The 25844-nt window shown below is 65.5% G+C and carries 27 protein-coding genes and 2 pseudogenes; 23 read left to right on the top strand and 6 right to left on the bottom strand.

What is annotated here, in order from left to right; all coding sequences use genetic code 11:
* The first annotated feature begins 11 nt into the window (after nt 1–11).
* The 9 genes from RHA1_RS42975 (at nt 12) to RHA1_RS53125 (ending at nt 10043) form a co-directional block, all read left to right on the top strand.
* A complete protein-coding gene (locus RHA1_RS42975; RefSeq protein WP_041813792.1) occupies nt 12–971 on the top strand; it encodes an alpha-ketoacid dehydrogenase subunit beta in 960 nt (319 codons plus the stop codon).
* 12 nt (nt 972–983) lie between these two features.
* Complete coding sequence (locus RHA1_RS42970; RefSeq protein ID WP_011600304.1) at nt 984–2252, top strand: dihydrolipoamide acetyltransferase family protein; 1269 nt, start codon at nt 984–986, stop codon at nt 2250–2252.
* A gap of 36 nt (nt 2253–2288) precedes the next feature.
* The gene (locus RHA1_RS42965) at nt 2289–3332 is read left to right on the top strand and encodes a zinc-dependent alcohol dehydrogenase (protein WP_011600303.1); all 1044 of its coding nucleotides are present in this window, start codon (nt 2289–2291) and stop codon (nt 3330–3332) included.
* Nucleotides 3333–3387: 55 nt separating this feature from the next.
* Nucleotides 3388–4619, top strand: a protein-coding gene (locus RHA1_RS42955; protein ID WP_085996103.1) for an IS3-like element ISRhosp5 family transposase whose coding sequence is annotated in 2 segments (ribosomal slippage) — nt 3388–3709 and nt 3709–4619 — 1233 coding nt in all. Because the reading frame shifts where the segments join, the coding sequence is not laid out codon by codon here.
* A 50-nt stretch (nt 4620–4669) separates the two neighbouring features.
* Nucleotides 4670–5437, top strand: a complete 768-nt coding sequence (locus RHA1_RS42950) for a hypothetical protein (RefSeq protein WP_011600302.1) — start codon at nt 4670–4672, stop codon at nt 5435–5437.
* A complete protein-coding gene (gene lpdA, locus RHA1_RS42945) occupies nt 5430–6797 on the top strand; it encodes a dihydrolipoyl dehydrogenase (protein ID WP_011600301.1) in 1368 nt (455 codons plus the stop codon). Before RHA1_RS42950 ends, lpdA begins: the two co-directional genes overlap by 8 nt.
* Nucleotides 6794–7582 carry an SDR family oxidoreductase gene (locus RHA1_RS42940; protein WP_011600300.1) on the top strand — a complete coding sequence of 263 codons (789 nt, stop codon included), beginning with the start codon at nt 6794–6796 and terminating at the stop codon, nt 7580–7582. The genes lpdA and RHA1_RS42940 overlap by 4 nt, the downstream gene beginning before the upstream one ends.
* A gap of 5 nt (nt 7583–7587) precedes the next feature.
* Nucleotides 7588–9171, top strand: a complete 1584-nt coding sequence (locus tag RHA1_RS42935) for a class I adenylate-forming enzyme family protein (RefSeq protein ID WP_011600299.1) — start codon at nt 7588–7590, stop codon at nt 9169–9171.
* A gap of 737 nt (nt 9172–9908) precedes the next feature.
* On the top strand, nt 9909–10043 hold the full coding sequence (locus RHA1_RS53125; RefSeq protein WP_272942800.1) for a hypothetical protein: 135 nt from the start codon (nt 9909–9911) through the stop codon (nt 10041–10043).
* A 148-nt stretch (nt 10044–10191) separates the two neighbouring features.
* Here RHA1_RS53125 and RHA1_RS42930 read toward each other — a convergent pair.
* Nucleotides 10192–10548: pseudogene (locus RHA1_RS42930) on the bottom strand (LysE family translocator); the annotation flags it as partial.
* Nucleotides 10549–10706: 158 nt separating this feature from the next.
* On the opposite strand from RHA1_RS42930, the pseudogene RHA1_RS42925 reads away from it, so the two are divergent.
* A pseudogene (locus tag RHA1_RS42925) lies at nt 10707–11154 on the top strand (Lrp/AsnC family transcriptional regulator).
* A 152-nt stretch (nt 11155–11306) separates the two neighbouring features.
* Here the strand turns inward: RHA1_RS42925 and RHA1_RS42920 are convergent.
* Complete coding sequence (locus tag RHA1_RS42920; protein WP_011600295.1) at nt 11307–11609, bottom strand: hypothetical protein; 303 nt, start codon at nt 11607–11609, stop codon at nt 11307–11309.
* Between the two features lie 101 nt (nt 11610–11710).
* On the bottom strand, nt 11711–12043 hold the full coding sequence (locus RHA1_RS53420; RefSeq protein ID WP_337505458.1) for an SH2 domain-containing protein: 333 nt from the start codon (nt 12041–12043) through the stop codon (nt 11711–11713).
* Nucleotides 12044–12785: 742 nt separating this feature from the next.
* Between RHA1_RS53420 and RHA1_RS42910 the strand changes: the two genes are divergently transcribed.
* From RHA1_RS42910 to RHA1_RS42895, 4 genes are all read left to right on the top strand, one after another.
* A complete protein-coding gene (locus RHA1_RS42910) occupies nt 12786–13661 on the top strand; it encodes a hypothetical protein (RefSeq protein WP_050787733.1) in 876 nt (291 codons plus the stop codon).
* A complete protein-coding gene (locus RHA1_RS42905) occupies nt 13658–13918 on the top strand; it encodes a hypothetical protein (protein ID WP_011600292.1) in 261 nt (86 codons plus the stop codon). Before RHA1_RS42910 ends, RHA1_RS42905 begins: the two co-directional genes overlap by 4 nt.
* Nucleotides 13919–14002: 84 nt before the next feature.
* Nucleotides 14003–15847: a zinc-ribbon domain-containing protein gene (locus RHA1_RS42900; protein ID WP_011600291.1), complete on the top strand. Its 1845-nt coding sequence runs from the start codon at nt 14003–14005 to the stop codon at nt 15845–15847.
* 137 nt (nt 15848–15984) lie between these two features.
* A complete protein-coding gene (locus RHA1_RS42895; protein ID WP_011600290.1) occupies nt 15985–17238 on the top strand; it encodes a pentapeptide repeat-containing protein in 1254 nt (417 codons plus the stop codon).
* Between the two features lie 38 nt (nt 17239–17276).
* On the opposite strand, the gene RHA1_RS42890 is transcribed toward RHA1_RS42895, so the two are convergent.
* Nucleotides 17277–18071, bottom strand: a complete 795-nt coding sequence (locus tag RHA1_RS42890; protein ID WP_011600289.1) for a phosphoadenosine phosphosulfate reductase domain-containing protein — start codon at nt 18069–18071, stop codon at nt 17277–17279.
* Between the two features lie 24 nt (nt 18072–18095).
* Here RHA1_RS42890 and RHA1_RS42885 point away from each other — a divergent pair, with 24 nt between their 5' ends.
* The 5 genes from RHA1_RS42885 to RHA1_RS42870 all read left to right on the top strand — a co-directional run bounded on the left by RHA1_RS42885 (nt 18096) and on the right by RHA1_RS42870 (nt 21268).
* Entirely contained in the window at nt 18096–18755 is a 660-nt protein-coding gene (locus tag RHA1_RS42885; protein ID WP_011600288.1) for a hypothetical protein, read from the top strand.
* 131 nt (nt 18756–18886) lie between these two features.
* Complete coding sequence (locus RHA1_RS45245) at nt 18887–19123, top strand: hypothetical protein (RefSeq protein WP_050787692.1); 237 nt, start codon at nt 18887–18889, stop codon at nt 19121–19123.
* Nucleotides 19124–19251: 128 nt separating this feature from the next.
* Entirely contained in the window at nt 19252–19686 is a 435-nt protein-coding gene (locus tag RHA1_RS45240) for a hypothetical protein (protein WP_050787691.1), read from the top strand.
* Nucleotides 19683–20534 carry an RAMP superfamily CRISPR-associated protein gene (locus tag RHA1_RS42875; protein ID WP_011600286.1) on the top strand — a complete coding sequence of 284 codons (852 nt, stop codon included), beginning with the start codon at nt 19683–19685 and terminating at the stop codon, nt 20532–20534. Before RHA1_RS45240 ends, RHA1_RS42875 begins: the two co-directional genes overlap by 4 nt.
* The gene (locus RHA1_RS42870; RefSeq protein ID WP_011600285.1) at nt 20531–21268 is read left to right on the top strand and encodes a hypothetical protein; all 738 of its coding nucleotides are present in this window, start codon (nt 20531–20533) and stop codon (nt 21266–21268) included. Before RHA1_RS42875 ends, RHA1_RS42870 begins: the two co-directional genes overlap by 4 nt.
* A 37-nt stretch (nt 21269–21305) precedes the next feature.
* Here the strand turns inward: RHA1_RS42870 and RHA1_RS48535 are convergent, their stop codons facing one another.
* Together RHA1_RS48535 and RHA1_RS45235 are read right to left on the bottom strand one after the other, a co-directional pair.
* Nucleotides 21306–21893: a hypothetical protein gene (locus tag RHA1_RS48535; protein ID WP_148228578.1), complete on the bottom strand. Its 588-nt coding sequence runs from the start codon at nt 21891–21893 to the stop codon at nt 21306–21308.
* A gap of 342 nt (nt 21894–22235) precedes the next feature.
* Nucleotides 22236–23144, bottom strand: a complete 909-nt coding sequence (locus tag RHA1_RS45235; RefSeq protein WP_148228577.1) for a hypothetical protein — start codon at nt 23142–23144, stop codon at nt 22236–22238.
* Nucleotides 23145–23465: 321 nt separating this feature from the next.
* Between RHA1_RS45235 and RHA1_RS42855 the strand changes: the two genes are divergently transcribed.
* From RHA1_RS42855 to RHA1_RS42840, 4 genes are read left to right on the top strand one after another with little or no spacing between them, the layout of a single operon-like run.
* Nucleotides 23466–24173 (top strand): hypothetical protein, encoded by a 708-nt coding sequence (locus tag RHA1_RS42855; RefSeq protein ID WP_011600282.1) that lies wholly within the window; start codon nt 23466–23468, stop codon nt 24171–24173.
* Nucleotides 24170–24550: a DUF3846 domain-containing protein gene (locus RHA1_RS42850; protein ID WP_011600281.1), complete on the top strand. Its 381-nt coding sequence runs from the start codon at nt 24170–24172 to the stop codon at nt 24548–24550. The genes RHA1_RS42855 and RHA1_RS42850 overlap by 4 nt, the downstream gene beginning before the upstream one ends.
* 20 nt (nt 24551–24570) lie before the next feature.
* Entirely contained in the window at nt 24571–24927 is a 357-nt protein-coding gene (locus RHA1_RS42845; RefSeq protein ID WP_011600280.1) for a hypothetical protein, read from the top strand.
* Complete coding sequence (locus tag RHA1_RS42840; protein ID WP_011600279.1) at nt 24924–25193, top strand: hypothetical protein; 270 nt, start codon at nt 24924–24926, stop codon at nt 25191–25193. The genes RHA1_RS42845 and RHA1_RS42840 overlap by 4 nt, the downstream gene beginning before the upstream one ends.
* Nucleotides 25194–25844 lie beyond the last annotated feature (651 nt).

Below are 25844 nucleotides of genomic sequence, written 5' to 3'. Positions count from 1 at the left end.
AGACCCTTGCGATGCGCTGGGCGATCAACCAGGCCCTCGACGAGGAACTCGAACGCGACCCAAGCGTGTGCCTGATCGGACAGGACATCGGGCGCGCGGGCGGAACATTCGGCCTGACCCGAGGATTGTTCGACAAATACGGCGCAATGCGAGTGCGGGACAGCCCGATCAGTGAGGAGGGGATGGCCGACCTCGCCCTCGGCGCCGCCATCGCCGGCTGCCGACCCGTGCTCGAGATCATGTTCATGGACTTCTTGACCTTGACGATGGACGCTCTCGTCAATCAGGCCGCGAAGACCTACTACCTATCCAACGGTGCGATTGCTGCACCGATGGTGGTGCGCACCCTCGCCGGGGCGGGAGTACGGGTGGGGGCGCACCACTCGCAAAGCCTCGAATCATGGTTTACTCATGTCCCCGGCCTCAAGGTCGCGTACCCATCGACGCCCAGCGACGCCAAAGGCATGCTGAAGGCCGCCATCCGCGACGACAACCCGGTGATCTTCGTCGAGAACAAATCTCTTCTCGGCTACAAAGGTGCGGCCCCCGCAGAGGGCGACCACGTGGTGCCGCTGGGCAAGGCCGAGGTCAAACGGGCAGGAACGGACGTGACCGTGGTCGCCTACGGCCGGATGGTGCACGTCGTGCTGGACGCTGCCGAGCAACTCGCGAAGGAAGGGATCGACGTCGAAGTCGTCGACCCCCGCACCCTCATGCCGTTGGACACGGACACGATCCTGGCATCCGTGGCGAAAACCTCCCGCTTGGCGATCGTGCACGAGGCGACCGGGCCCAGCGGCTTCGGAGCCGAGATCGCGGCGAGAGTGGCCGACGAGGGCCTGTACTACCTCGACGCACCCATCAAACGGATCGCCGGTGCTTTCTACCCCATCCCCACCGGCGAGGCCGAGGACCTGCTCTTTCCCGATGTCGCGAGAGTCGTTGACTCCGTGCGCGATCTGATGGCATGAGGTGACTCGACGATGAGCATCGATATAACCCTTCCCCAGTTGGGCGTGGAGATGAAGTCCGCGCTGCTGGCCGAATGGGTCCGCAAGGATGGCGATGAGGTCGACGGTGGTGAGGTGATCGCGATCATTGAAACCGACAAGGTCAGCTACGAGATCGAGGCCCCAACCGCTGGCGTGCTGCATACCGCGGCGGATGTCGACCAAGAGTACAAAGTCGGCGCCCGCCTCGGTGCGGTGTCCGCTTCCCGGAAGGAATACCTGGCCGTCGCCCGCGGTACGGACACACACCCGGACCCCCCGACATCCGGAACGGAAACGACCGTTCAGCCTGAACGCCGTGTCGAACAACCGCCGGCGTCGACCGCGGCGGCCGAGCGGAGTACGAACGGCATCGTGCTGGCGACCCCACTGGCGCGACGAGTCGCGGCCGACGCCGGGATGGACATCAGTACGATCGAAGGCAGCGGCCGTCGCGGCCAGATTCGTCGCCGCGACGTCGAAGCGGCCCAGGCTCAGGACCCCGCCGCCCAGGATGAGCCGCACCCGGTGTCGGAGCCGGTGGACTCACCTCAGCCGTCCGACTCCCCGAACCACGAACAAGGGAAGCCGCTGTCAGCGATGCGTCGCACCATCGCTGACCGTATGCAGCAGAGTCTGCAGACCACCGCGCAGCTGACCGATGTCCGCGAGGTCGAGGTCAGCGCACTGGTCGAACTCCGAAATCGGTTGGCAGCCAAAGCTGAGCGCATCGGATTCAAGGTGTCCTTTACCGACCTGTTCCTCAAAGCCACCGCTCTGGCACTGCGCGAAGTACCAGAGCTGAACGTAACCGTGCAGGCGGACCGCATCATCGAGCACGACCACGTGCACCTGGGCATGGCCGTGTCGGTGCCTGACGGGCTCATCGTCCCCGTTGTGCGAGACGCAGACCAGCTGAGCCTGCGCGCCATCCACCAGCGCAGTGAGGAAGCCGCCCTCGCAGCGCGTGAGCGCAAGGTCACCGCTGCCGATCTGACCGGCGGCACCTTCACCGTCACCAATATCGGCTCCTACGGTTCACATTTCGGTACCCCGGTGCTCAACCTTCCGCAAGTGGCGATCCTGGCGACAGGAGCGATCTTGGACCGTCCGGTGGTACGCGACGGCGAAGTCAGGGCGGGCAAAGTCGTACACCTGAGCCTCACCGTGGATCACCGCATCATCGACGGCGAACTGGCGGGCCGGTTCCATAACACGATGGCCGCGTTGCTGGCCGAACCCGACCGGCTACTGGTCGGCTGACCGATACGGCTCCCACGTCACAAGCGAGGAATGATCATGAAAGCAGCGGTATACCAGCGACCGGGTCTGATCGAGGTACAGGATGTACCGACACCACAGCCCGGCCCCCGCGATGTGTTGCTCAGAACTCGCGCTGTCGGGATCTGCGGCTCCGACCTGCATGTCTACCGCAAGGGCCTCTACGGTGCGACGACCGGTTGGATCATGGGGCACGAGTTCTGCGGCGAGGCGGTCGAGGTCGGCGAAGAGGTCCGCGGCGCCAGCGTCGGGGAGAGATACACAGGATTCTCCGTAGAGTTCTGCGGTCAGTGCTATTGGTGTCAACGCAACCAGCAACGTCTGTGCCCGCACTTGTTCGAGCATTACACCGGGTACGGCGAGCCCGGTGCGATGGCCGAATATGTACTGATCAGGCAGGCACAACTGGATCAGAATCTGTTCGCGATCCCTGCGTCGCTCAGCGACGAGGCAGCGGCACTCGCCGAGCCCCTTGGCACGGCGGCCTACTCGGTGCGGCGCGCCAAGCCGCAAGACGGGGACACGGTCGTTGTGATCGGTGGCGGAATGATCGGCAACCTTATCGTCCAGACCGTCAAGGCCACGGTGGACGCGAAGGTGATTGTCACAGAGGTCTCACCGGAACGAGCGGAGCTGGCCCTTCGGGTCGGGGCCGATGAGGTCATCGATGCGCGCCGCCCGGATCTCATCGACGCTGTCCGCGCCGCGACCGGGCGGGGCCGCTACATGTTCGGAGACAGCGGTATGGCTGACGTCGTGTTCAATGCGGCCGCCGCCCCACCCACCTATGCCCAGTCCCTGGACTTCGTGCGCAGCAGAGGAACTGTGGTCCTGGTCGGACTTTCCGAGGAACCGGCGACCGCGGACTTCTCCCTGATCGCCTACAAGGACATTCGGCTAATCGGCGCCATTGGCTCCTCGATCAGTAGCGGGATCGAACTTCTCGAGCAGGGCCGCGTGCAGGTCGACGCGCTGGTCACGAACCGGATCCCACTCAGCGAAGCGAACTCCGCGTTCCACCAGGCCGCGGACCCGACATCGATCAAGGGGGTTCCCCCCTGAGTGAGGACATCGTGAACACTGGGTCGTGAAGGTCCCAGAGGAAGAGATGTCACTGATGGCGATGAAGGCGTACTCGGCGGAGTTCAAGGCCGATGCCGTCGCGCTGTACCTGTCCGACCCGAGCCACACCTTTGAGGGCATCGGCAACGACCTGGGAGTCAGCCGCGAGACCCTGCGCAACTGGGTGCGGGCCGAACGCAAACGCACCGGTACCTCCACGGCCGAGCTCCGGGCCGACGGGGCTGCGCGGCCGGCATCCCGGGCCGGCGAGGTATCGTCCGAGTCCGTGTTGGAGGAAGAAAACAAGCAGCTCAAGGCCCAAATCCGGAAGCTCGAAACCGAGCGGGAGATCCTGCGCAAGGCCGCGAAGTATTTCGCGGGCGAGACGAATTGGTGAGCCGCTTCCAGTTCGTTGACGACCACTGCGACACCGTTCCGGTGAAGTGGCTGTGCCAGATCCTCGAAGTCTCCCGCTCGGGCTTCTACCGGTGGCGGACCTCCGGACCGGCCCGGGCCGCCCGTGCCCGCGCCGACGAGGAGCTGGCCGAGCGGATCCGCGCTATCCATGCCGACTTCGATGGCACCTACGGTGCCCCGCGCATCACGGCCGAACTGCGCGAGGCCGGGATCGAGGTCAATCACAAGCGGGTCGAGCGGGTGATGCGTGAGCACGGGATCGTCGGGGTGCACCTGCGCAAACCGGTGCGCACCACCGTCCCCGATCCGGACGCGGCCGCGGTGCCGGACCTGATCCGGCGGGACTTCACCGCGAGCGCACCGAACACTCGATACGTCGGCGACATCACCTACCTCCCAGTCGGTGACGGTGAATTTCTGTATCTGGCGACGGTGTTGGACCTGGGCTCGCGACGGTTGGCGGGGTGGTCGATCGCCGACCACATGCGTACCGAGTTGGTCACCGATGCGATGCGGGCGGCGGCGGCCTGTCGCGGCGCCGCAGGGCTCGAGGGGTCAATTTTCCACTCCGACAACGGAGCCCAGTATGCATCGGCCGAGTTCGCCGACCTCTGCCGCGAGCTGGGGGTGACCCGGTCGCGGGGTGCGGTCGGAACGTCGGCGGACAACGCGGCCGCCGAGTCGCTGAACGCGACGTTGAAACGGGAGACGCTGCAGGGGCGGAAGCGCTGGAACAGTGCGGGTGAGGCCCGCGCCGCCATCTTCCGCTGGATCACCCGCTACAACACGCGAAGGAGGCATTCCACCCTCGGTCAGATCTGTCCGATCGAGTTCGAGCAGCGATCGGCTACGCTGGCCACCGCTGCATAGGAATTGGTGTCCACATCTCGGGGGGAACGCCCCAAAGTGGTGATGACGCCGTGACGAGCATCGAGCAGCATCCCCCAGCGCCGACCAACCGGTGGTTCGACCCGGTCGAGCTCGGGCAGATGTCACGACCCACGATGGATCGTGCGATCGAGGCCATCGACCGCGGGGACCTCGCCGAGGCCCGCAACCTCTGCTCAGCGATGCGTCACGAGTGGCGATACCTGCACGATCTCATGGCCGAGCAGCTCCTCGGATTGGTGACCTTCATCCAGGAGCGCTTCGGTGAAAACTATGTCGCTGAGGCGTGGACGTCGAGCATGGAACGTGGCTGGCGTGCGGATGTCGGCAAGATTCTCAATGCCGACCGACGCGAGATCGTCAAATCGTTGGCCGCCACCTGGCGGGCGCACAGCACCAGCGGTGTCGGACCCCACCCCGGCGCGTTCACCATCGTCGAGGATGATGAGAAGTTCACCTTCACGATGAACCCATGCGGCAGTGGGCAACGACTGTGGCGACGCGGCCGTTACGAGGGCCCTAACGCCTACGGGGTCACCCAGGAAGCGCATGACTGGTCGTATGGGCGCGAGGGCTTCCCCTTGTACTGCACGCATTGCACGTTCATGAACGAGAGCCTGCCGATACGGTGGTACGGCGCCCCGTTGTACCCCTCGGACCCCCCCGAGAACTTCGACCACGATCCGTGTGTCTGGTACTGGTACAAGAACCCTGACGACATTCCGGCCCGGCACTGGGAACGGTACGGCGCAACCAAACCCGCTGTGTCGCCGGCAACCGCTGGGGGCACTGATGAGTGACGCATTTGACCTGGTGGTCATCGGATCGGGCCCCGGCGGGTATGTCAGCGCTATTCGTGGGGCGCAGCTCGGGCTGCGCACCGCGGTGGTTGAAGGCAATGCCCTCGGCGGTCGATGCCTCAATTACGCCTGCATTCCGGCCAAAGCGGTACTCCGCGCAGCCGACGTGTTGGACGAGGTACGCCATGCCAGTCAGTTCGGGATACATGTCGGCACTCCCAGAGTCTCCTTCGACGAGGTACGGGCACGACGCGACGAGGTAGTCGCGAGCTTGACCGGCGGGGTGCGAGGCTTGCTGAAGAAGAACGGAGTCGAGGTCAAGCACGGTTGGGCGCGGCTTGCCGGCGACGGCGCGGTCACGGTCGATGGTGAAACCGTGCACGGGCGTGCGATCGTCCTCGCGACCGGGTCGGTTGCGCGACCCCTGCCCGGCCTCGACTTCCACGGCCGGGTGATCGGCACGGAACAGGCATGGGCGCTCGACGCGCTCCCCGACACGATCGCCGTCGTCGGCGCCGGCGCATCCGGTGTCGAGCTGGCGTCTGCCTACGCCCGCTTGGGAAGCAAGGTCCGCCTGATCGAGGCCTCCGATCGCATCCTGCCGGCCGAAGACGCCGACATCTCGGCGATCGTGCACGCGAAACTGCGCCGTCAGGGCATCGCCATCAGCACCGGGGTAACCGTGTCTGATACCGAGCAGTCCACCGACGCGGTGTCGTTCACCGTCGACGGTCGCACCGAGCAAACCACCTGGCTGGTCGTGGCTGCCGGCCGCAGCCCCGACACAGACTCTCTCGCTCTGGACACTGCCGGGGTAGAACTGGACGATCGCGGTTTGATCCGGGTCGATGAACGACTGCGGACGACCGCCCCGGGAATCTGGGCGATTGGAGATCTCGTTCGGGGTCCCGCTCTGGCGCATAAGGCATCCGAAGAAGGAATCATCGCCGCCGAAGACGCTGCCGAACACATCCCAGAACCGTTGCTGCACAACCTCATACCCCGGGCCACGTTCTGCTCACCTTCGGTAGCCAGTGTCGGACTGACCGAGGAGCAAGCACGGCAACAGGGCTACGAGGTGGTGGTGGGCACCGCCCGATACGGCGCAGTCGGTGCGGGCACGGTGCTCGGCGAACGCGACGGGCTTGTCAAACTCGTCGGTGACGCGAAGTACGGCGAGTTGCTTGGCGCCCACATCGTTGGCGCCAAGGCTACCGAGCTGATTCAGGAGCTGGTCACCGCACGCGCGCTCGAAGCCGGACTTCCTGAGATCGCGACGATCATTCACGGCCACCCCACACTGTCCGAGGCCGTGTCGGAAGCGGCCCGCGATGCCCAGGGATGGATGATCCACGGATGAATGAGCAGTCAGATACCGCGAACGGTCACGCGGACTGGACCACTACCCCGCGGCCAGGGGCGCGAGTGCTCGTGACCGGAGCCCTCGGTGGCGTCGGCCGGGCCCTGCTGGCCGCCCTCGACGACCTCGGGTGCCGGACAGTGGGTATCGATCGCCCTGGAACAGAGGCACAGTCGATTCCGTGCGAACAGATGATCCGCGCAGACCTGTCCGAACCGGACGAAGCCGCACGCGCCGTCGCTGAGGCCGCGTCCGCACTAGGCGGACTCGATGCGCTGGTTGGTGCGGCTGGCATCGTCGACACGATCCACCGGGCTGCCACCTTCCCGATCCGAGACTTCCAACGCGACGTCGAGGCGAACTTGCTCGCCCAATTCTATGTGGCGCAGGCCGCCTACCCGCCCCTACAGACCAGCACCGCCAGCAGCATCGTGCTGTTCTCCTCCGTAGCAGGACAAGACGGTCTGCCCGGGCAGGCATCCTATGCAGCGGCGAAGGCCGGCGTACTCGGATTGACCCGCTCATTGGCCGCGGAATGGGCACGCGATGGCATACGCGTCAACGCCGTCGTCCCCGGCCTCGTCGCCACGCCCAAGGTCCTCGCGATGCCGGAGTCGGCACGGCAACGCCTGCTCCGCGGCGTGCCCATGGGACGCGTCGCTGCGCTGGGTGAAGTGGTCGGCGCGGTGCTCTATCTGCTCTCGCCCGCTGCCGGATACACGACCGGCCAGGCGCTGCGACTCGATGGCGGCCAAAACCTCAACAGCGACGGACTCTTTCGCTAACGCACATGCTCGCCGCCTCGGCGGCGCGTTTCCCAGAGGAGAAGTATCAGATGCTCGAATCAACACTCGTCGGCACGCCGACCACGATCGGGTCCATGCTCATCCAGGCCGCCGAGCGATACGGGACGCGCGAGGCACTGTCAGAGGGCAACACCACGCTCAGCTACGCTCGGACACTCGAGTTGGCACAGAAATGCGCGGTCTCCATTGTGGAACGCGGCGTAAAGCCCGGCGACCGCGTCGCGATCGCGCTGCCCAACGGACTCCACCACGCGGTCTCGTACTTCGGCACCCAACTGGCCGGTGCGATAGCCGTCGTGGTCAATACGCGGCTGAGCGCACCCGAAATAGCACACGTGCTGAGCGACAGCGGCGCGTCGCTTGTCGTCAGCGACTCCAGCTTCGCAGAAAGGCTGACTTCAGACGCAGACGTCGTCGATCCGCAGGTACTGCTTACTGAACGGCCGCCCCACGCCGATCATACGCCCTTACCGGGCTTGTCCCGCAGCGCCGATGACACAGCCCAGCTGCTCTACACCTCGGGTACCACCGGTCGACCAAAAGGTGCGGCACAAACTCATGCCAACCTACTGTTCAACGCGGCCACAGTTCGTGAGCAATTCGAACTGACCCCCAACGACCGGACACTGATCGTCGCCCCCATGTTCCACGCCAGTGGGCTCAACTCCCAGCTGATCGGCTTCCTCTCCGCGGGCGCATCGTGCGTGCTCGCACCAGAATTCAAGGCAGCCGTCACTCTGGCAACGCTCGCCGAGCGTCGCATCACCATCTTCGCCGGTGTCGCCACGATGCTCCAACTCATGCTTACCCGACCCGAAATAGATAGCCTCGACCTCAGTGCACTCAGGCTCTTCGCCATGGGAGGATCGCCGGTTCCCGAATCTCTGCCCGCGCAGGCAATCAGCAAGATGCCGAACATCGCTTTCGCGAACATCTGGGGAATGACCGAAGCCACCTCGATCGTGACCTTCGTCAAAGGCGACGACTATCTCGCCCGCCCGTGGTCCTCCGGCCGCGCGGTCCCCGGCACCGAACTCGGCGTAACCACAGAAGACGGGACGGTCGCCGACCTCCGCGAGCATGTAGGCGAACTTTGCATACGTGGTCCCGTCGTCGCAGCCGGCTACTGGAACAACCCGGAAGCGACCGCGGACACGTTCCGAGAGGGATGGCTACACACAGGCGACGTCGGCAGCATCGACACTGACGGATACGTCCATGTGCTTGACCGGCTGAAGAACATGATCATCCGCGGCGGCGAAAACATCTACAGTATCGAAGTTGAATCGGTATTGGCCGCACACCCTGCGGTGGCAGATGTGGGAGTGGTTGGTGTACCGGACGACATTTTCGGGGAACGTGTCAGAGCTGTAGTCAGCATCTCTCCTGGTCAACGGCTAACTTCTGATGATCTCCGTGCATACGCAGCCCGTCACCTCGCCGACTACAAAGTCCCCGCCGAAATTTTGTTCATTCACGAATTGCCCCGCAACCCATCAGGCAAGCTCGTGAAGGGAGCATTGGCGCAGTTGCCAGCTACCTCGCATGGCGAGGCTGACGTGTCGTGAGTATGACAAAGAACATGAGCACGCGAAGGAAGCGGCGGACCACCGAAGCTGCGACGAGGAGGACCGACAACGAACTGCTCGCGTTCGCAATCCGCTGGGAGCCGTTCGGAGGGGGCGACGAATTTATCCTTCCCGAATTTGGGTTGCCGCCAGTCTCGTTCTACCGAAGAGTCCTGGCCGACCTACAGTCCGGCGCCGGACCTGAACTCAGCTCCAGGGTGCACCAGCGCGTTAAGGTGCTGTGCGAAAGAAAGATCCGACAATCGTGGGCGGCCGGCGTGACCGGGAGACGTGCTGGAATCGTGTCGGGAGGAGCGGATTCCACGCTCGATCGAGGATAGAGGTCTCTGAACCCGATCTGGTTATGCCGCACAGAGATTCAACGGAAGACTTCAGAGCTCGCAGGGCTTCTCCTCCAAGATCATCGACGCAGTCAACAAGGCCCCTCAGCTCGTGGTGACACCGCGGGAGGAACAAACGGGCCCGCGGCCAGTCGTCCTTCGTGCGTCGGCATCACGATCGTATCGAAGCTGTGCGAGCGCTACGAGGTCGCCGTCGCGATGCAACTCGGCGACTTAACGTGGCCTTGTATGCGGCTGCGCACTCCGTGACGAAGCTTTCGCCTGAGACTGGCGTTCTCCACGGACGGTCTCGTCCCGGTGTCGGTGCGCCGGAATCGCAGGCGCCGTCTTCACCATGTCGTGGTTGGTGGGTGTCCCCGCTGCTGGTGTCGGACGATGGCGGTGGCACTGACCGCCCATGCACCGATCGTTCAGGTCACGTACCGACCTGTTTCGCTGTTGAGCGGCGTCGAGGATCACGCGCGGGTGGAAAAACTCGCGGGCATTGCAGCAACGAAGGCGAAGGACTAGTTTCAGGTCCGGCAGTCTTGCCGTTCACAATTCCCTGTCCCGGTGATCTCACGGCGCGTTCGCGCCGTGAGCGTTGAAGCAGTCCGCAGGACGCGTGATGGACGTTCGATCAGCGACCTGGTTGTGACTGCGATACACCCCCGGTAGGAGCCAGAAACAGCAGAAACACCTTCGGGTTCAGTCCGCTGATCCCGAGCCCTTTGACCGCCTGTCGCGCCCAAGATTCCGGTGCCTGCTCCGCCCCGGCCTGCGGCGGCGCCACAGGCCGGACGAGCATGGTGATTCCCAGCCACACCAGATACGCCGCCCCGACCGCCGTCAACGCGGTGAGCACCAACGGCGACCGGGTCACCAAGGCCGCGACGCCGGCGGCCACGACGGCGGTCATCGCCAGGTGCCCCGTCAACAGCCCTCCGACCGCGGGCACCACGGTGCGATGCCGCAGCCCCGTCGCGATCGCGTACGCCCAATCCGCCCCGGGTGTCAGCACGAGCAGAAACGACACCGCTCAGAACGCAGCAACGGTACTGATCGCCATGACCTCACTCATCCTTCACGCTATCGGAACACCAAACGGCGTTCCATAGAAAGATTAGGAAGAATGGGGGAGAGAACGTTGCCAAATATTGCCTGGGAACGGCGTATATGGGGGATTTCTTCCACATGGACGACGTGGACAGGAAAATTCTTGCTGAGCTTAAGCAAGATGGTCGACTCACCATCACTGAACTCGCCGATCGGGTCCGACTCAGCATCTCGCCCTGCCACCGCCGCCTGCGCGCACTGGAGAGCTCCGGCGCGATCAGCGGGTACCGCGCACAGCTCGACGGCACTGGGCCTCACGTTCGAGGCTCTCGTCTTCGTCACCATGCGCGCCGCCGACCGCGACACCATCGAGGCATTCGAACAGGCCGTCGCTGCCATTCCCCATGTCCTGCAGGCTCAACGACTGTTCGGCGACCCTGACTACCTCCTGCGGGTCATTACCCGCGACCTGCCCGGTTTCCAGACGCTCTACGACGAATCTCTGGCCGCGCTCCCCGGCGTCCAGCGTCTCAGCTCTACCCTCGTCATGAAGAGCGTGGCCGACAACCGACCGCTGCCCCTGTAGGTTCGCAAGCCGGCACGGCGCGTCCGTCCTTTGCCGGCCGCGTCGAAGTCTGTTGTCGTCGTGAGCGCTACGGTTCTCCGCGGGCGTTGCACGCGCGAGTTGCACGATTCACGCGGCTACGATAGCGGAGATGACACGTCCCCTCTCGTGGGTTACCGCCCGCTCGTCGAGGCGATCGCGTCGGTGATCTGCCCGCGCTGCTCGGCGGTCAGGTCGCGGACCCGGGCGTCGTCGGCGATGCCCAGCATGACCATGACCCCGGCCGGCCCGATCCCGGATCCGCGCATGTACGTGGTGAGGACGTCAGTGACGAGTAGATTGGCGGCGATCCGATCGTGCCGACGGTAGAGCAGCGACGTCAGCGGTATGTGGCCGGAGAGTAGGTCGTCGGTTCTCCTCTGCCGCAGGGCGTTCAGACTGATGATCTTCTGGTCGTCGGGTTCGGGTGTCGGCACTTGGTTCCTCTCGGTCGGCCGGCAGTATCGGGATCATGCGCAGCGGGGTGTGTGTTCGCGCCTGGCCTGACGTGTTCGGCCTGGCGTTCCCGCGCGCCGTATCAGCTGCCTGGACGCCGCGGGAGGTGGGCGGCGAAGACCGCGACGGAGCCGACGACGGTGATCTCGACCTCCTCGAACGCGGTGGCCAGGGCCGTGTGCAGACCGTCGAGGTCGTCGCCGTGGTTGTGGAACAGTTTGATCGGCCCGTTGTAGAGGCTGTTCAGGGCGCGGCTGAGAGGGGTGTGGTGCACTCCGGTGTCGAGGATGGTCGAGCCGAAGAACACCCCATCCTCGGTCAGGACCTTGGCGATGTGCCCGAACGCGCGGCCCTTCTGCTCCCAGGTGCCGGGCACGCAGTGCAGCACGAAGTTCGCGGCCACGGAGTCGAACACCCCGATGTCCGCGGGTAGTGGGGAGGATGCTGCCGGTGTGCGCGGCCGCGGTGATGCCGCGGTCGGCGAGACGTGTGGTGGTCGTCTGCAGGGTGTTCGGGTTGAGGTCGAGCAGCTCGATCGTCGGGTTCGGGGTCGGGTAGGTGGCGTGCTGGAGGTACCAGCCGGTTCCGGGGCCGATGTCGAGGTGCCGGCCACCGAGGTGGGAGTTGTAGTGCGCGAGCAGGCGTTCGCTGGGGCAGCGCCAGACGAGGGTGTTGCTCCACCGCACCACGACGGTGTCGTACAGCGCCAGATTGTATGGGGCGGGGCCGGCCTTCTCCGCCTGCGTGACCTCACTTGCAGACATGCGTGTTCCCCCTCGTTGTTCGCGTGATGGCGTTCCCCCGCCATCACCGATCGTAAACGGTGCCGATTCCAGGGACTCGGTCGATTCGTCTGCCACAATGTGCCGCGGCGTGTTCGGGAAGGTCGCCCGTGTGTGCCCAAGTTGCCTCCGGCTCCGCCGTCGCCGTAAGGAACGATCTTCATCTCAGTGTGTTTCGCTATGCTGGTGTGTGTTCGGCGGAAGCGCCGACAGCACGCGTGGGAGCGAGTTACTGGTTTGGTCACCGGACTGCTTCTCCCGCGGTAGACCCGCCTTGCGGTCGGGTCCGAGCGTGGCAGGCCGTCAATTGGGACATTAATGCCTGCCACGCTTCGTCATATCTGGGGCGTGTTCGACGCAGCGGGAGGGGATCTGGTGGCGTACAACCTCAGCCCGGACGCGCCTCCGACCCGTCTGGACCCAGAGGCCGGCACCAGTACGACGCCCGCGTCTAAGTCGGCCGGCTATCGGCCGGCCGCCACCTACGACGACCGCGCCCAGGAGCGCGACGGTGCTCGGCAGCTTGACCGGATGGTCGAGGACGCGGAGTTCACCCGGGCCCGCAAGGACCTCGAGCGCGCCTTCCCCCGCGCGACCGTCCCCGAGGTGTCCGAGCGTAAACGCCGGGAGCTGCCGATCCCGGATTCGATTCGCCAGCCGCCGAGTTCGCGCCAGCGCAAGGTGCGGTCGGTGAACAAGCACAAGGCGCAGTCGCAGTTGCCGAAGGTCGGCTACACCGGCGTGCAGGACCTGGTCAGCGACCCGGACCGGTGGAAGACCGTCGGCGAGGCGCTGTCCGCGGCTCGCGGTGACGCGCAGCAACTCGACGAGAAGATGCGCTCCCAGGTCCAGCGGGTGGACCGGGCGATTCAGACCGCCGAACGGTTCAACGATCGCGGCCACATCCTGTACTGCGCGGTGACCCTCCCGCACGCGGTGCCGCAGGAGGCGGCCAACCTACCCGCGACCCTGCATCCGGGATCCCGCCTGGATTTCGACCGGCACACGATGGCCACTCACGCCGCTCACGAACTCGATGGAACGCTGGGCGATCGGGATGTGGTGTTCGAGGTCGAAACCGGCAGGGGTATGTATCTGGGCCGCTCGGACACGGTCGACGACACCGCGCACCTGCTGCCGAGAGGGATGCGGTTTGAGGTGGTCTCGGCGGGGGAGGGGCGATACCGTCGCCCTGACGGCAGTATCGGCCGGCGGATGATCGTGCAGCTGCGGGACATCACCGGGGAATGAGGGGATTGCGGATGGGACTGTTCACCGACGACAAGGGCCGCCCCGAGTTGGTGGTCCATCCGGACATCAAGCTGGGGCGCGCGCATTTCCGTCCGGTCGACGACCAACCCGAGGGCGAACCCGTCGAGACGCCGAAGCAGCGTGCCCGGCGGGAGCTGAAACTACGCCTGGGCGCGGAGCTCCGCGCGAAAGCCGCTTCGCGTAGCCCACGTCACTGCCTTGGGGGACATGCCATGTCCGCAGTTCAGTCCCGCTAACATTCCGGTGACGCCGACTACTTCGAGCGTGACAGGACGGTGCGGGCGGGGTCGGGGCCGTGCGCGGACAGGGTGGCAGCGACGATGAAGACGCAGGACTGTGCAACCATGGGCTGCGGTCTGCCGGCCGCCTTCGTGACCCGAAGCAAACCCGCGTGGTGCACCGACTGCATCGACGGAATCTTTCGCACGGGTGGCCTCGAACCAGCGGAGCCGTTCACCACGCCGACCGCCTGGCGGTTGACGACGTGCCGGACCTGTGGTGTGCGCGCCCATTACCGACTCGACTACGTCGTCGGAAACAATGCCGCGGGGACACCGACCTGTCGAGCGTGCCATTGGACGAAGTGGGCGGCCAACACCCGCTCACACCCGTGGATGGAGTTCGACCGCACGATGCTCGAGTTACTGCGCCACTATTCCCCGGAGCAGATCCTTCACGCACATCCGCGGCCGGGGGTGCGTAAATTCCTCGAACAGCGATGGTGGCCGCACGAACGGATCGCCGACCATCTCGCCGAGCGCGGCTACGACCTCGTCGACCCGATCGGTGAGGTCCACGACGACAACGACCCGGTACTGGCCCGCTGCCGCAGATGTCACCGGATCAGCGCTGCGAGGATAGGAGACTTCGGCTCGGGCTGCACCTGTGCGCGAAATACCCGGTCCTCCGACCCCAGCAGACCCCGACCCGGCCGGGCATTGCTGTCGGAATCGCAGTCCCAGGCACTGGATTGGTGGGACCACGACCACAACGAGGCCACCGTCTTCGACACGGTGACGGTCCTGGCCACTCGCTCCTGCCACTGGCGATGCCCGGATTGCGGGCTGCGGTTCGAGGAGAAGGTCAACGTCATGACCAGTAGCCCGGCATGCCGGGCCTGCTCCGCCCGCCGCCGCGAGGATTGGCACGCTGAGCACACGCGGTGGAGAAGTACACCGGTCGCCGACGTTCCGGAGTTGGCAACGGCGTGGGCCGATGATGACGACCCCCGCAAGGTAATGGTCGCCGGAGGCGGGAAGTTGCGCCGGTTCCGGTGCCCGAACGGTCACCATCCCCGCATCAAACCCCTGCGTTTCCTCACCTCGGGGTGCCCCCATTGCCGTGGTGCGCAATCGGCGACATCGAAGAAGTGGCTCGCTGACCTGCTACCCGAAATTGCCGCCCAGTGGCATCCAACCCGTAACGGCAAATACACCCCGCAGAACGTGGTGTGGGACTCGCAGCGCGAGATGTGGTGGCGGGCCGACTGTTGCGGGCACGAGTGGCAGGAGTCGGTGCGGGCCCGCGACGGCGGCAGTCGGCTGCGCTGCCCGGCCTGCCGCACCATCCTCGGCTCGCTGGCCTGGCACGATCCGGGACTGGCGGCGGAATGGAGTGCCACCAACGCGGTCACGGCCTGGCACGTTCGCCCGCATGCGTCGCTGGCGTTCGTTCCGGAATGGGTCTGCGCCACCGACCCCGCCCACGTGTGGCGCGCGCCGCTGAGTAGCCGGTCGAACGGGGCGGAGTGCCCGGACTGTCGACGAGCCGGCAAATCGCGTGTCGAACTCGACCACCATGCGGCCGCCGTCGAGGTGTTTGGCAATGCCCGCTCCGGAATCACGATGACCGACGCCGCGTACACCACTCGCAAGTCTTGGACGACGGACATCAGCGTCGACCACGAGGGGCTCACCGTCGTGATCGAGTACGACGGCGCCTACTGGCATTCCGCGGATGCGAAGGTGCTTGTCGATCAGCGAAAGAGCCGGGATCTGCTCGCGGCCGGATGTGTGGTGGTGCGGCTACGGGAAGACGATTTGCCGTCGCTGGCGATCGACCATCCCCGTTACCGGGAAGTGCGGGTGCACTCGACGGTGCCGCGCCCCCGCAAGGTCATGGAGGACATCCGCGACTGGATGCGAGGACTTCCGGCCGGCCGATAACACCCGTGCGCCACGGCCTGAGGGGACGTGTCATCACCCCAGTTCACCGCATATGTTTGGTCAGATATGCCCGAGCGAGGCGTGGCCGGTGGTACCACCGTCTACCGAAGTCGGGGCTGTCCGGCACGATATGGGGCATGCGCCTACGTACGCTTGTGATCTGGGGTACCACTGCCTGGGCGTTCGCCGTGATCGGTGTCTTCTATTACCTGCTGTGGCTGCAAACGCGCCAGCCGTATACGCCGTTCGGATTCCTGGACGATGCCACAGGCGACCAGCTGTTCAACGCCGCGCGGACGTCGGCGACGCTTCTCGGTGTCTCCGGTCTCGGAGGGGCGGCGCTGATCGCGTACCGCAAGCAGCGTTCGACCGAAGAAACCCACGACAACGAGCGTGTCAGCGCGTTGCACGAGCGCTACAGCACGGCCGCAGAACAGCTCGGCCACGACAACCCTGCGATTCGGCTCGCCGGAGTTTACGGTCTCGCGTCACTCGCCGACGACTGGAAGTCGGCAGGCCGGCACGGCGAAACGCAAGTCTGTATAGACCTACTGTGCGCCTATCTACGTGCGGAGCACGAACCTTCCGACCTCCGCGAACACGATGTGCGAACGGCAATTGTCGCGGCGATCCATTCTCGGCTGCGTTCCGGAGATTCGGGCCGCCCGAGCTGGCGCCGCTATCGGTTCGACCTGACCGCGACGGATATGAAGGGGGCGGACTTGAGTGACGCCTACCTGGTCCACATGACCTTGATGGGTGTCTCGCTCGTACGGGCTGACCTGGCCCGGTCAGTGTTGGGCGTTGACGTGCGGTTGAGCGATAGTTTCGGGGAACAGCTCAAAGATTCCATGAGCTCGAAGAATGCCCCTCCACGACCGCCCCGCAAGGACACCGTGTATCTCGGCCCAATGTTCGAAGGTGTCGACCTGACGGAAGCGAACATGTGGGGCGCTCAGCTGTCAGGCTGCGTCCTCAGCCACGCGCGCCTGCGGGAAGCTGACCTCACCGACGCGGACATGACGCAGGCGGACCTGCACACCGCAGAACTGTCGAACGCAAGACTGGTGCGGGCAAAGCTGGTTGGCGCCGTAATGTGCGCTGACAGCGATCGTTCCTACGCCAAGTTCGACGGAGCGAATTTGACCAAAGCAGACCTGAAGTACGCCGTGATCGGGCCGGCCAACTTCTCCGGGGCGAACCTGTCCGATGCCGACCTGAGATACGCCTACATCGGGGCGGCAGACCTTTCCGCCGCAGACCTTTCCGGCGCGGATCTTCGCCACACGGATCTCGGCGCAGTTCAACTGACCGGAATCAAGCACGACGACGCGACACGGTGGCCCACCGGATTCGACGTGTCCTCCCTGACCAGCGTCGATACGCCATAGCGCGCCGCCCATGCTCGTGCCACGATGACATTAGAGCGTCACGTCAGTTGACGGATGCGGGGAAGGACGTCGGTGAGTTGCTCGCAGAGAGTGGGCCATCCGCGGCGTAGCCAGGTGAGACGGCCGCGGTCGAGGTGGCTGCCGTCGATGAGGTGGGAGAGGCGGTGCTGCTGTTCGGGGACACCCAGTTCACGGAGTTTGGCGTAGACGGGATTGATCGGTAGCTGGTGTCTCGCGATGTGTGCCCAGACGTCGATGATGGTCCAGTTCCAGATCGGCCCGTACGCGGTGGTGCCGTCGGCGCGGGTGACGATGCCGTCGCGGCGGCCACCTCGGGTGTAGAGGTGCCGGCGGGCGGCGGATTCGTCGGCCCGCACACCCCACAGCTCGCCGGGGCCGAGGAGCTGGTGGGCACGGCGGGCGGGTTCGGTGATCAGCACCTCATGCAGATCGAGGGGCGTGCCGACAGGGGCGGAGTGGTCCCAGTGGCCGGAGTCGGCGAGGACCTGCAGTAGTGGTGGGTCGGTGGGGATGCGGTGAAGGTCCAGTCGCCAGGTGTGGGTGAGTTCGGTGAGGTAGTCGTAGGTTTCGGGGTAGTCGAGGCCGGAGTCGAAGAACACCACCGGCACATCGGGTTCGATGCGGCGGGCCAGGTCGAGGACGATCAGGGAGTCCTTGCCACCGGAGAACGCGACGTACCCGTCATGGGCGGCGAGGTGCGCCTCGATCCGGGTCAGGATGTCGGCGACCGCGCCCGGGTCGGCCTTCGCCGACGGTGCCCGCAGGCCGCGGAGCATCGCCAGGTCCAGGCCGGGGTCCGGTGCGTTCACCACAGTGGGCAGGTTACGGTGCCGCCCATGACCATTGCCGCCCCCGTCGATGTGGTGTGGGCCGCGTACACCGCCGCCGTCGGGACCCCGAACGTGGCCGGCGCACCCGAAACCCGGGAGGCGGGGTGCGCGCGCTGCGGCCAGATCACCGCGGTGATGAGCCCGGTCGGGCAGGTCGTATCACGGCGGTTCACCGGGTACGAGTCGTGGACGAACCTGGCCGGCCGCCGCCTGTGCGAAGTGTGCGTCTGGGTCTATCGGCACCGGCCGCTGCGCACCGAGGCCCACATCGTCACCCGAGATCCGGTGACGCTGCGATCGGCGGACCCCACACTGCTACACCAGGTCCTCTCCACCACGATTGACCCGGATACGGCGGTGATCGTGCCGCTGCGGCCCGGCCGCAAGCACCTGCTCCCGGACGCACGGTGGGGCATGGTCACCGTGGAGGACGTCCACCTAAAGTGGCAGGCCGACGACGCCGCCCGCCTCGAGGTGATGTGCCGGCTCCGCGGCCACGGGTTCACCGAGACCATGCTTGGTGACGATGCCCCGCCCTACGCGGTACTGTGCCGCCTCCCCGCCGACGAGTGGCCGCAGGTTTTCGACGACTGGACCCGACTGACTCCATGGCGTCGTGCGGACCCGTGGTGGGAGGTCGGCCTGCGGGCCACCCGACGGGCGTAAACCGCCACCCCGACGTCCTATTTCGGCAGCTCAGGGCATCACACGCGTCTGCCCGCGCCTGGGGGTGGAGAACCTCTCCACTGAGGTATGGGCGATGCAACCCGGCATCACCCCGGCCCAGAGGAGTTCCCATGTTCGAACTCGTTATGTCCACCGCCCTCGGCGCCGCTTCGGTCGCCCTCTACGTTCAGGAACACCGGTGCAGCCGCGCGCTCGCCCGCTTCTACGCGCTCCCCGTCGGCTCAGCAGCGCGACGCAGTATCAACGAGCACGAGCTCCGGGACGCGTACTGGGCCCAGTACTTGGTGTTCCTGATCGGTATCGGGATGCACACGCTCACCCTGTCCGCCTTCATCTGGATGCAGTAGGGACATCTCCCGCGGACCTCGCACAAAGTCACACTGCCGCGGTGGCCGGGACGTCGCAGCCCCCGGCCACCGGCGCCCAGTGGACTCGAGAAAACACCACGAGTTCTCTAGGATCTGCGGTGATGAATATGTTGGGGGAGAACGAACTTTCAGTGACCGACCGCTGGCTGGCCGCGGTTCCACAACTACCCGGGCTGACCGACCCGGCCGCGCAGGTGGCGGAGCGGTTGGTGCTGTTGCTGCACTACGGAATCGACTGGTCGGAGCGCAACTGGGTGGCTGCGCGCCGCGGGGACTACTGGGACAACCTGCTGCCCACTCGGATCCGGTTGGCGACCTACAACAGCATCAACCTGCACCAGTGGTGGACCACCTCCGCGGCCCGGCTCGGATCGAGCCCGCGCACCGACGAGCAACGCGGCGAGCTGGCGATCCTGCTCATGTGCGAGCCGCGGCCGGTGCTGCAGGTGATGCGCGATCAGACGACCGCGCTGACGCTGCGGACCCGGATCGTGGCCGACGCGGTCCGCGCCGCCCGCACCGAGCACGGGTTGGCGTCGTGACCGTGTCGCGGGTGTGGGAGATCGAGATGACCGCCCGGTCGCCGATCTCGCACCGCGGGGAGCTGATCGGCACCACCGCGATCGGCCGGCGCATGAAAATCCTGCAGCCGGACGGGTCGGTGGAGCTGGTCCCGGTCATCTCCGGCAACTCCTTCCGCGGGGTGCTGCGCCGGATCGGCGAGGAACTGCTGCGCGATGTCCTCGGCTACGAGGGCAAGTTGCCCTTGGCGGTCGCGCACACCCTCCGTAACGGCGGCGCGATCGTGAAAACCCAGGCGGAACCGATCACCGGCCGACGCCTGCACCAACTCCGGGAGCTGATCCCGCAGCTGAGCGTGTTCGGCGGCGCCATCGGGGCCGCCCCGATCGACGGCTGCCTGCGCGTGGGGCACGTGGTCCCGATCGTCACCGAAGCCACGCCGATCCTGCGCCGTACCTACGAGGGGCCGATCCCGTCCCGGTTCGACATCGAGGCCCTCGAGTCGTACTCACACCTCGACGACGTGACCACCGGCCACGCCGGCACCACCGTCGACCCCGCCGCCGAGGGTGGTGGGTCGGGATCGCCGGTGATGCGCTACGACATCGAAACTCTCGCCCCTGGCACGCGGTTCGAATCGTGGGTGCAACTGGTCCGCGGCTCCGACCTCGATCAGGCCTTCACCGCCGACGTCCTGGCCGAGTTCACCCGATCGGGCTGGCTGGGCGGTCGCACCGGGATCGGGCACGGCCAGATCGCCACCATGCTCGCCTCAGACCCTTATGGTGCGCCGGTGGTCGATTGGCGGGAGATCGTCGCCGCACGCCGCACTGAGGCCCTGGAAACCCTGCTCTCACTCCCGGCATGACCCTCCAGATCGGCGCGGGGATGGTGCCGCTGACCGTCCGGGCGAGAATGGCCGCGGGTGTCGCGCACGCGGTGCCGTGGGGGATCAGCCTCGACGGGCTCCTCGCCTCGGAGATCCGGGAGAACACCAAGGCCGCCGCCCGGGCGGCCGGCACCGACTACACCCCCTACAGCCTCGATACGGTCCCGGAGGACCTGGACCTGCCGTTGGCCCGCTGCACCGGCGACGGCGCCGGCGGGTGGCACTGGGCGGCGACCTTCGCCTACCCGGAGGACGAGGTACCCGGACCGCACGTGCAGTACTGGTCCGCCCGCCCCGACCAACAGGCCCTGGACCACATGGCCGCTGACCTGCCAGCGTTGGTATCCGAACGCCAGGGCCGCTACCGCTCCCGCGTCATGCCGCTCCCGCTGACGGTCTGCCGGCACCTGGTGTGGCGCGGGGTCGGCGACCCGGTCGCGGTCGCCGAGCTGCTCGGGCCCATCGTCTCGATAGGGAAGAAACGCGGTGCCGGCAACGGGCACGTCCTGTCGTGGGAGGTCGCCGAACACCCTGCCGCCGACCTGTGGGAGTTCGCGCACCTGCACCCGGACGGCGGTCTCGGCCGTACCGCGCCAGCCGCCTGCCTGCGCGACCACGGTGAGATGCGAACGGGCGGCGACGGTCAGATGGGGCTTCGGCCGCCGTACATGCACCCGGCCCGCCGAACTCTTGTCTTCTTACCTGCACCGTGACCCGCGTCGAAACGGCGACCGGCGACGAGAATGACTTTTACACAACGCGGCGGCGTTGGTCCGAGGGCCTGGCCGGCCTCGCAATCTTCTCGGGCTCGTTGTTGTCGGCGATCAGCCAAACCCGGCCGTTGGCATCGGTGAGTGTGTACTGAATAATTGGTCCGTCTACGTGCGAAGTGTTGTCGCCGTCGTCGATCGCTCTCCATTGAGTCCTGAAACTTGTCCCAGCCTTCAGCTCCCGCTCCATGGGTATGGCGCCCGTCACCAACTCCAGTTCCCCAATCTTGGTTATCGCCATCGGGCTCAACCTAACCGCGGGTCCCTCTTCGGCGACTTGCGCTCTCAAGGAACGAACGTGGACTCCGTAGATGGATTTGTCACTTCGATTTTCGATGGTCACCCACCACGTGAACTTTCCATCTCGTTGAGTTCCAGGCATCAAGACCGCGTTGATCAATCGGGCCTGGTTAGCTTGTTCTTCGAGACCTTGCTGCTTCTGCGTCCGATAGGTCTTCAACGCAAGTAACACGCCAACGCACGTTGCCACTGCACCGAACGCCGAGATCCAAGTGGGTACCGTGCCAAGCTGTGCTTGAGGATGAAAACACACTGCAACGAGCACCATGAGTGTGATTGATCCTGTCAGGATTGCCCTACGACGTTTAATCCATCGACCAGTTGTTTGGTACCTGTTTCGCGCCGATCGCGCCAATTCACCGCGAAGATCCCGGATCTTTTCGGCACTTGTTCTAGCTTCGTCCCGCGGCTCTACGTCTGCGGTCTCGTCGGCGACTATTTCTTGCTGCACGGCCAAACGATAGAACCCGCACCTACTGTGCTGCTCCGCCACCTACCTCGAATGAACGACCGGGTTTGCCAGCGAACTGTGCGAGGAAAGGTGTCTCGTCGAACTGTCGTCGAGTGAACGGTCGCCGCACGTCCAGTGGCGGTCGGCGGCGCGGCGGCGTTATCGATAGAGCTTGGACCACTCCCTGACTGTCGGTGCGAGCCTCTTGGGGTAGTGGTACTTCCGGTCGGTCCTGCCCGTTGGGCGCTGCGCTTGCGCTTCGTACAGCGCGATCGCGCACTCAGTCATATTGACGGCTGCAGCGAAGCTGTCGGCGATCATGGCGAACAGATCACCGTTACGTCCGTAGTCCACGATCCACTGATAGCCATGGATCACGCCAGAGCTGATGCTGTAGACGCGCTTCGATCCGGCTGCCATGCCGTTCTTCGCAAGCTCTCCGGAGTCGTGGGCGGGCATGTGCTCATCGATCCACGTGGCAGCTAGCTCGACCGTCTTCCCAAATGGGCGCACGGGCTGGTGGTCTTCTTCCTGAAGGGCGGCGTAATCGTTGAGCAGGGACCTGTGCCCGTCGAGGAACGCGCTGGCGTAATCGGCCGGGAGATTCACGGTGCCGTTGTGGTGGTGCTCGACTTCGTTGTTGTTGAACAGTGTCTGTTGCTTCATCTCGGCGAGAGTGATCCCGATGCTCCGTTGGCGGCGTATGGCCCGGTCGGTATCACTGATTAGCCAGATTGCCCGTGCGGACGATTCGAGCGCTGAACGGCACAGCGACATGATGGAGGAAGCGCGAAGCTGATTGGACGTCGCCGAGTCGGTGAAGATTCGACCGGCACTGGAAACGTTGTCGGTTGCACAGTTGATTGGCCACATGGCGGCCCGTTGGACGAGGCTGCCGCCCCGCGCTGGGATGAAGCCGTCATCGTCTAGTGCAAGACTGCTGCCGGTATCGGCAGCCTGGGGATGCAGTCCCCAGTCGTGTAGCTCGCTGGCGCGTTGTGCTCGCGCCGTGATGCGCCCGATTCGATCAACAAACAGGGGAAGGTCTCCGAGCTGAGGGGACGTCATCGCCAGATCCTGGCAGATGACCATGACAACTGTGCACTCATCGGCGCACATGCCCGTGTTTCGTTCGTTTGGCTGACCCACCCATCCCGTGCCCCGGCACGGGATGGGTGGGTGGCGTTTTTCGTGTTCGGGGGCTTGATTCCGGGGTGCTTTTATGAGCGGTTTGCGGCTCGAATTCGTTTGTTGTGCAGCGTGTTTCGGGTTGTTTGTGTCGGTGGGGTGGGCTATGTTTTCGGTGTCCCAATTGATGCGGGGCGGAGGGGGCTGACCACCCTTCCGCTCCGGTGAGCCCGGGGTGTTGTCCGGGGGTTTGGAGTTGTGATGTCTGTGGACGTTGCAGTTATCGAGAACGTGACGAGCGGGGCGGGTGTAGCCGCCCCTGCCGGTGGGGTGTTCCCGGCGGATGGGGTGTTCGTCGAGGTGCGTGAGGGTGAGGCGTGGACGGCTGGCTGGCTGGTCGCGGACCGCATCGACGTGTCGGCGTTGTCGGTGAACGGTGTCGCCGAGGACAAGCGTCTGGTGTCGGTGGCGTTGGTGCCGCTCTCGCCGGATGCGCCGGTGTGGCAGGGCCGGGTCCATCCGGATCAGGTGGTGGTCGCGTCGGTGCAGCGCCCGGTGCCGGTGTTCTGGGATCGGGTGGCGGGTTCGCTGGCTGCGGTGATGATCTCGCGCCGGGAGGTGGCGACGCTGCGGGAGCGCCTCGAAGGGGCGCATGCCGATCACATGAAGTGGATCGACGCGGTCGCGACCTCTGCCCACCAGTGGGCCGACGAGAACAACTTGTGCAGTGAGTTCGATCAGTTCATGGAGGAGCACGGGCTGCCGCCGCGCAGTCGGGAGTTCACGGTCGAGGCCCTGGTGACGATCACCACGAAGGTGTCGGTGCCGGTGTCGGCCCGGTCCGAGGAGGTCGCGGAGGACGAGGTGGACGGGGAGGTGCTGGCGCGGGCGCTGGGTCGCCGGATCGGTGGGTTCCGCCGTCACGGTCTGGACCTGCGGGAGTACACGGTGACGGAGGTGCAGGCATGAGCACCGCTGCCAGCACGTTGACCGCGCAGGCGGTTCGGATCGGTGTGGACGGGCGCCTGGAGGTGATCGACCTCGGGGCGCGGGAGAGCACCGGGGCGGCGATCCGGTCCGCGATCGGGTGCCGCTGGTTCGACGTGGTGCGGCTGACGCCGGATCTGGACATGTGGGTCGACGACGAAGGCGCAATCCAGGCCGATGCTCAGGTCAATCTGATGGCGACGGCGATTGCGCGCGCTCACGGGGCGATCTGGCAGCCGTTCTGCGGGGCCGTGGTATTCGCGGCCCACGACGGCAACGGAGCCACGGTGGGTCTGTCTGACGCCCAGAAGGATGCCCTGCTGACCGGTGCGGTGTTCGCGCCCACCGTGAACCACTGACTGAGGAAGGCAACCCCACGATGACAACGACGACGAACACGAATATCGCCACCCCTGCCGAGGTCTACATGTGTCAGGGCGAGCGCGCCCTCAATCGCGGCACCCACTACATCGAGGAATCGATCTGGGTGTACCTGATGCGCGACTGGGACGGCATCGATCGGTGGGTGCTCGACCCGGTGACGGTGGACGGCTGCGGGCTGGACTCCGGCCTCGAGGACGGTGCCCGCAACAGTGAGTGCGTGTGCGAGGACAAGGTCGAGTGCAACGCGATTCGGGATCGGATGGACCGGGCCGCCTTGCCGTCGGCGGATGATCTGTTGCACCTGTTGGCGGAGTCGCTCGGTTACATGGTGACGAGGGCGGCGCAGTCGTGACGGTGGAGGTCGTGATCGTCCGCGATCCTGATGGGCCGACCAGCGTGTGGGTATTTGTGGGCGGTGAGGCTGTGGAGGTTGCCGAGAGCTGCATCGATGCCGGTGCGGGCTGGGACTGGGAGGACTGGACCGAGCACCGGGACGAGATGCTCGCCGGTGCCTCTCCTGCGGCGCGTGAGTTGCTGCTCACGCTGTTCGATGGTCCGCCCGGCGGGGTCTATGTGGAGGGCCGTGACGGGCGGCCCTGGCTGGACCCGGCAGCCTAGTTCGCCTCTCTCCGTGCACGGCCCGCACCCGATCCCCGGGGTGCGGGCCGTGTGCTGTGCGGGGGCGTAATCCCACTGTGACCTGGTGTGATGACATGTCCCCGGTTTGTGATGTGGGGGCGCCGGCGACCTGGTTCGGGGGAGTGCCGGCGCCGGGGTGTCGGCGGGCGCACGGGTGTCTGTTCGTCCTGTTTGAGCCGGTTTCGAAAGTTATTGATTGACAACATGTTTCGGTAATCGGTTGATGAGTCAGTATTTACGCGTGTTATGTACAAACGTCAGGTTGTAAGGTTCAGAATCTGTTATTAATCAACAGGTTTGGATGTTTGGAGATTTTCGACTGTTTTGAGTTGCGTGGGGGTGGGGTGGCATGCTGTGGGTATGGCAATGGAGCGGCGCGGGAAGGCGAGTGGGAGGCGGGTCGGGCGCACCCACTCGCCTCCCCAGCCTCGTTGGGGTGTGGGGGACCGGATCGAACGGGACGACTAAAAGCACAGGTGAGAACCTAATCTCCGAAACTCAGAGGAGCGAAGCGACTCGATCGACGGCAACGGGAATCGACCCACTGCGAGCCGCGCAGCGGCTCCCTGGCGGGGGAGCGAAGCGACTCGCCCCGTCTCACGGCGCGGAGCGCCGGGGGCAGCGCCGCGG

It is taken from the genome of Rhodococcus jostii RHA1 (assembly GCF_000014565.1).
In the GTDB taxonomy this organism is placed as follows: domain Bacteria; phylum Actinomycetota; class Actinomycetes; order Mycobacteriales; family Mycobacteriaceae; genus Rhodococcus_F; species Rhodococcus_F jostii_A.
This window is presented reverse-complemented; position numbering and strand designations above follow the sequence as displayed.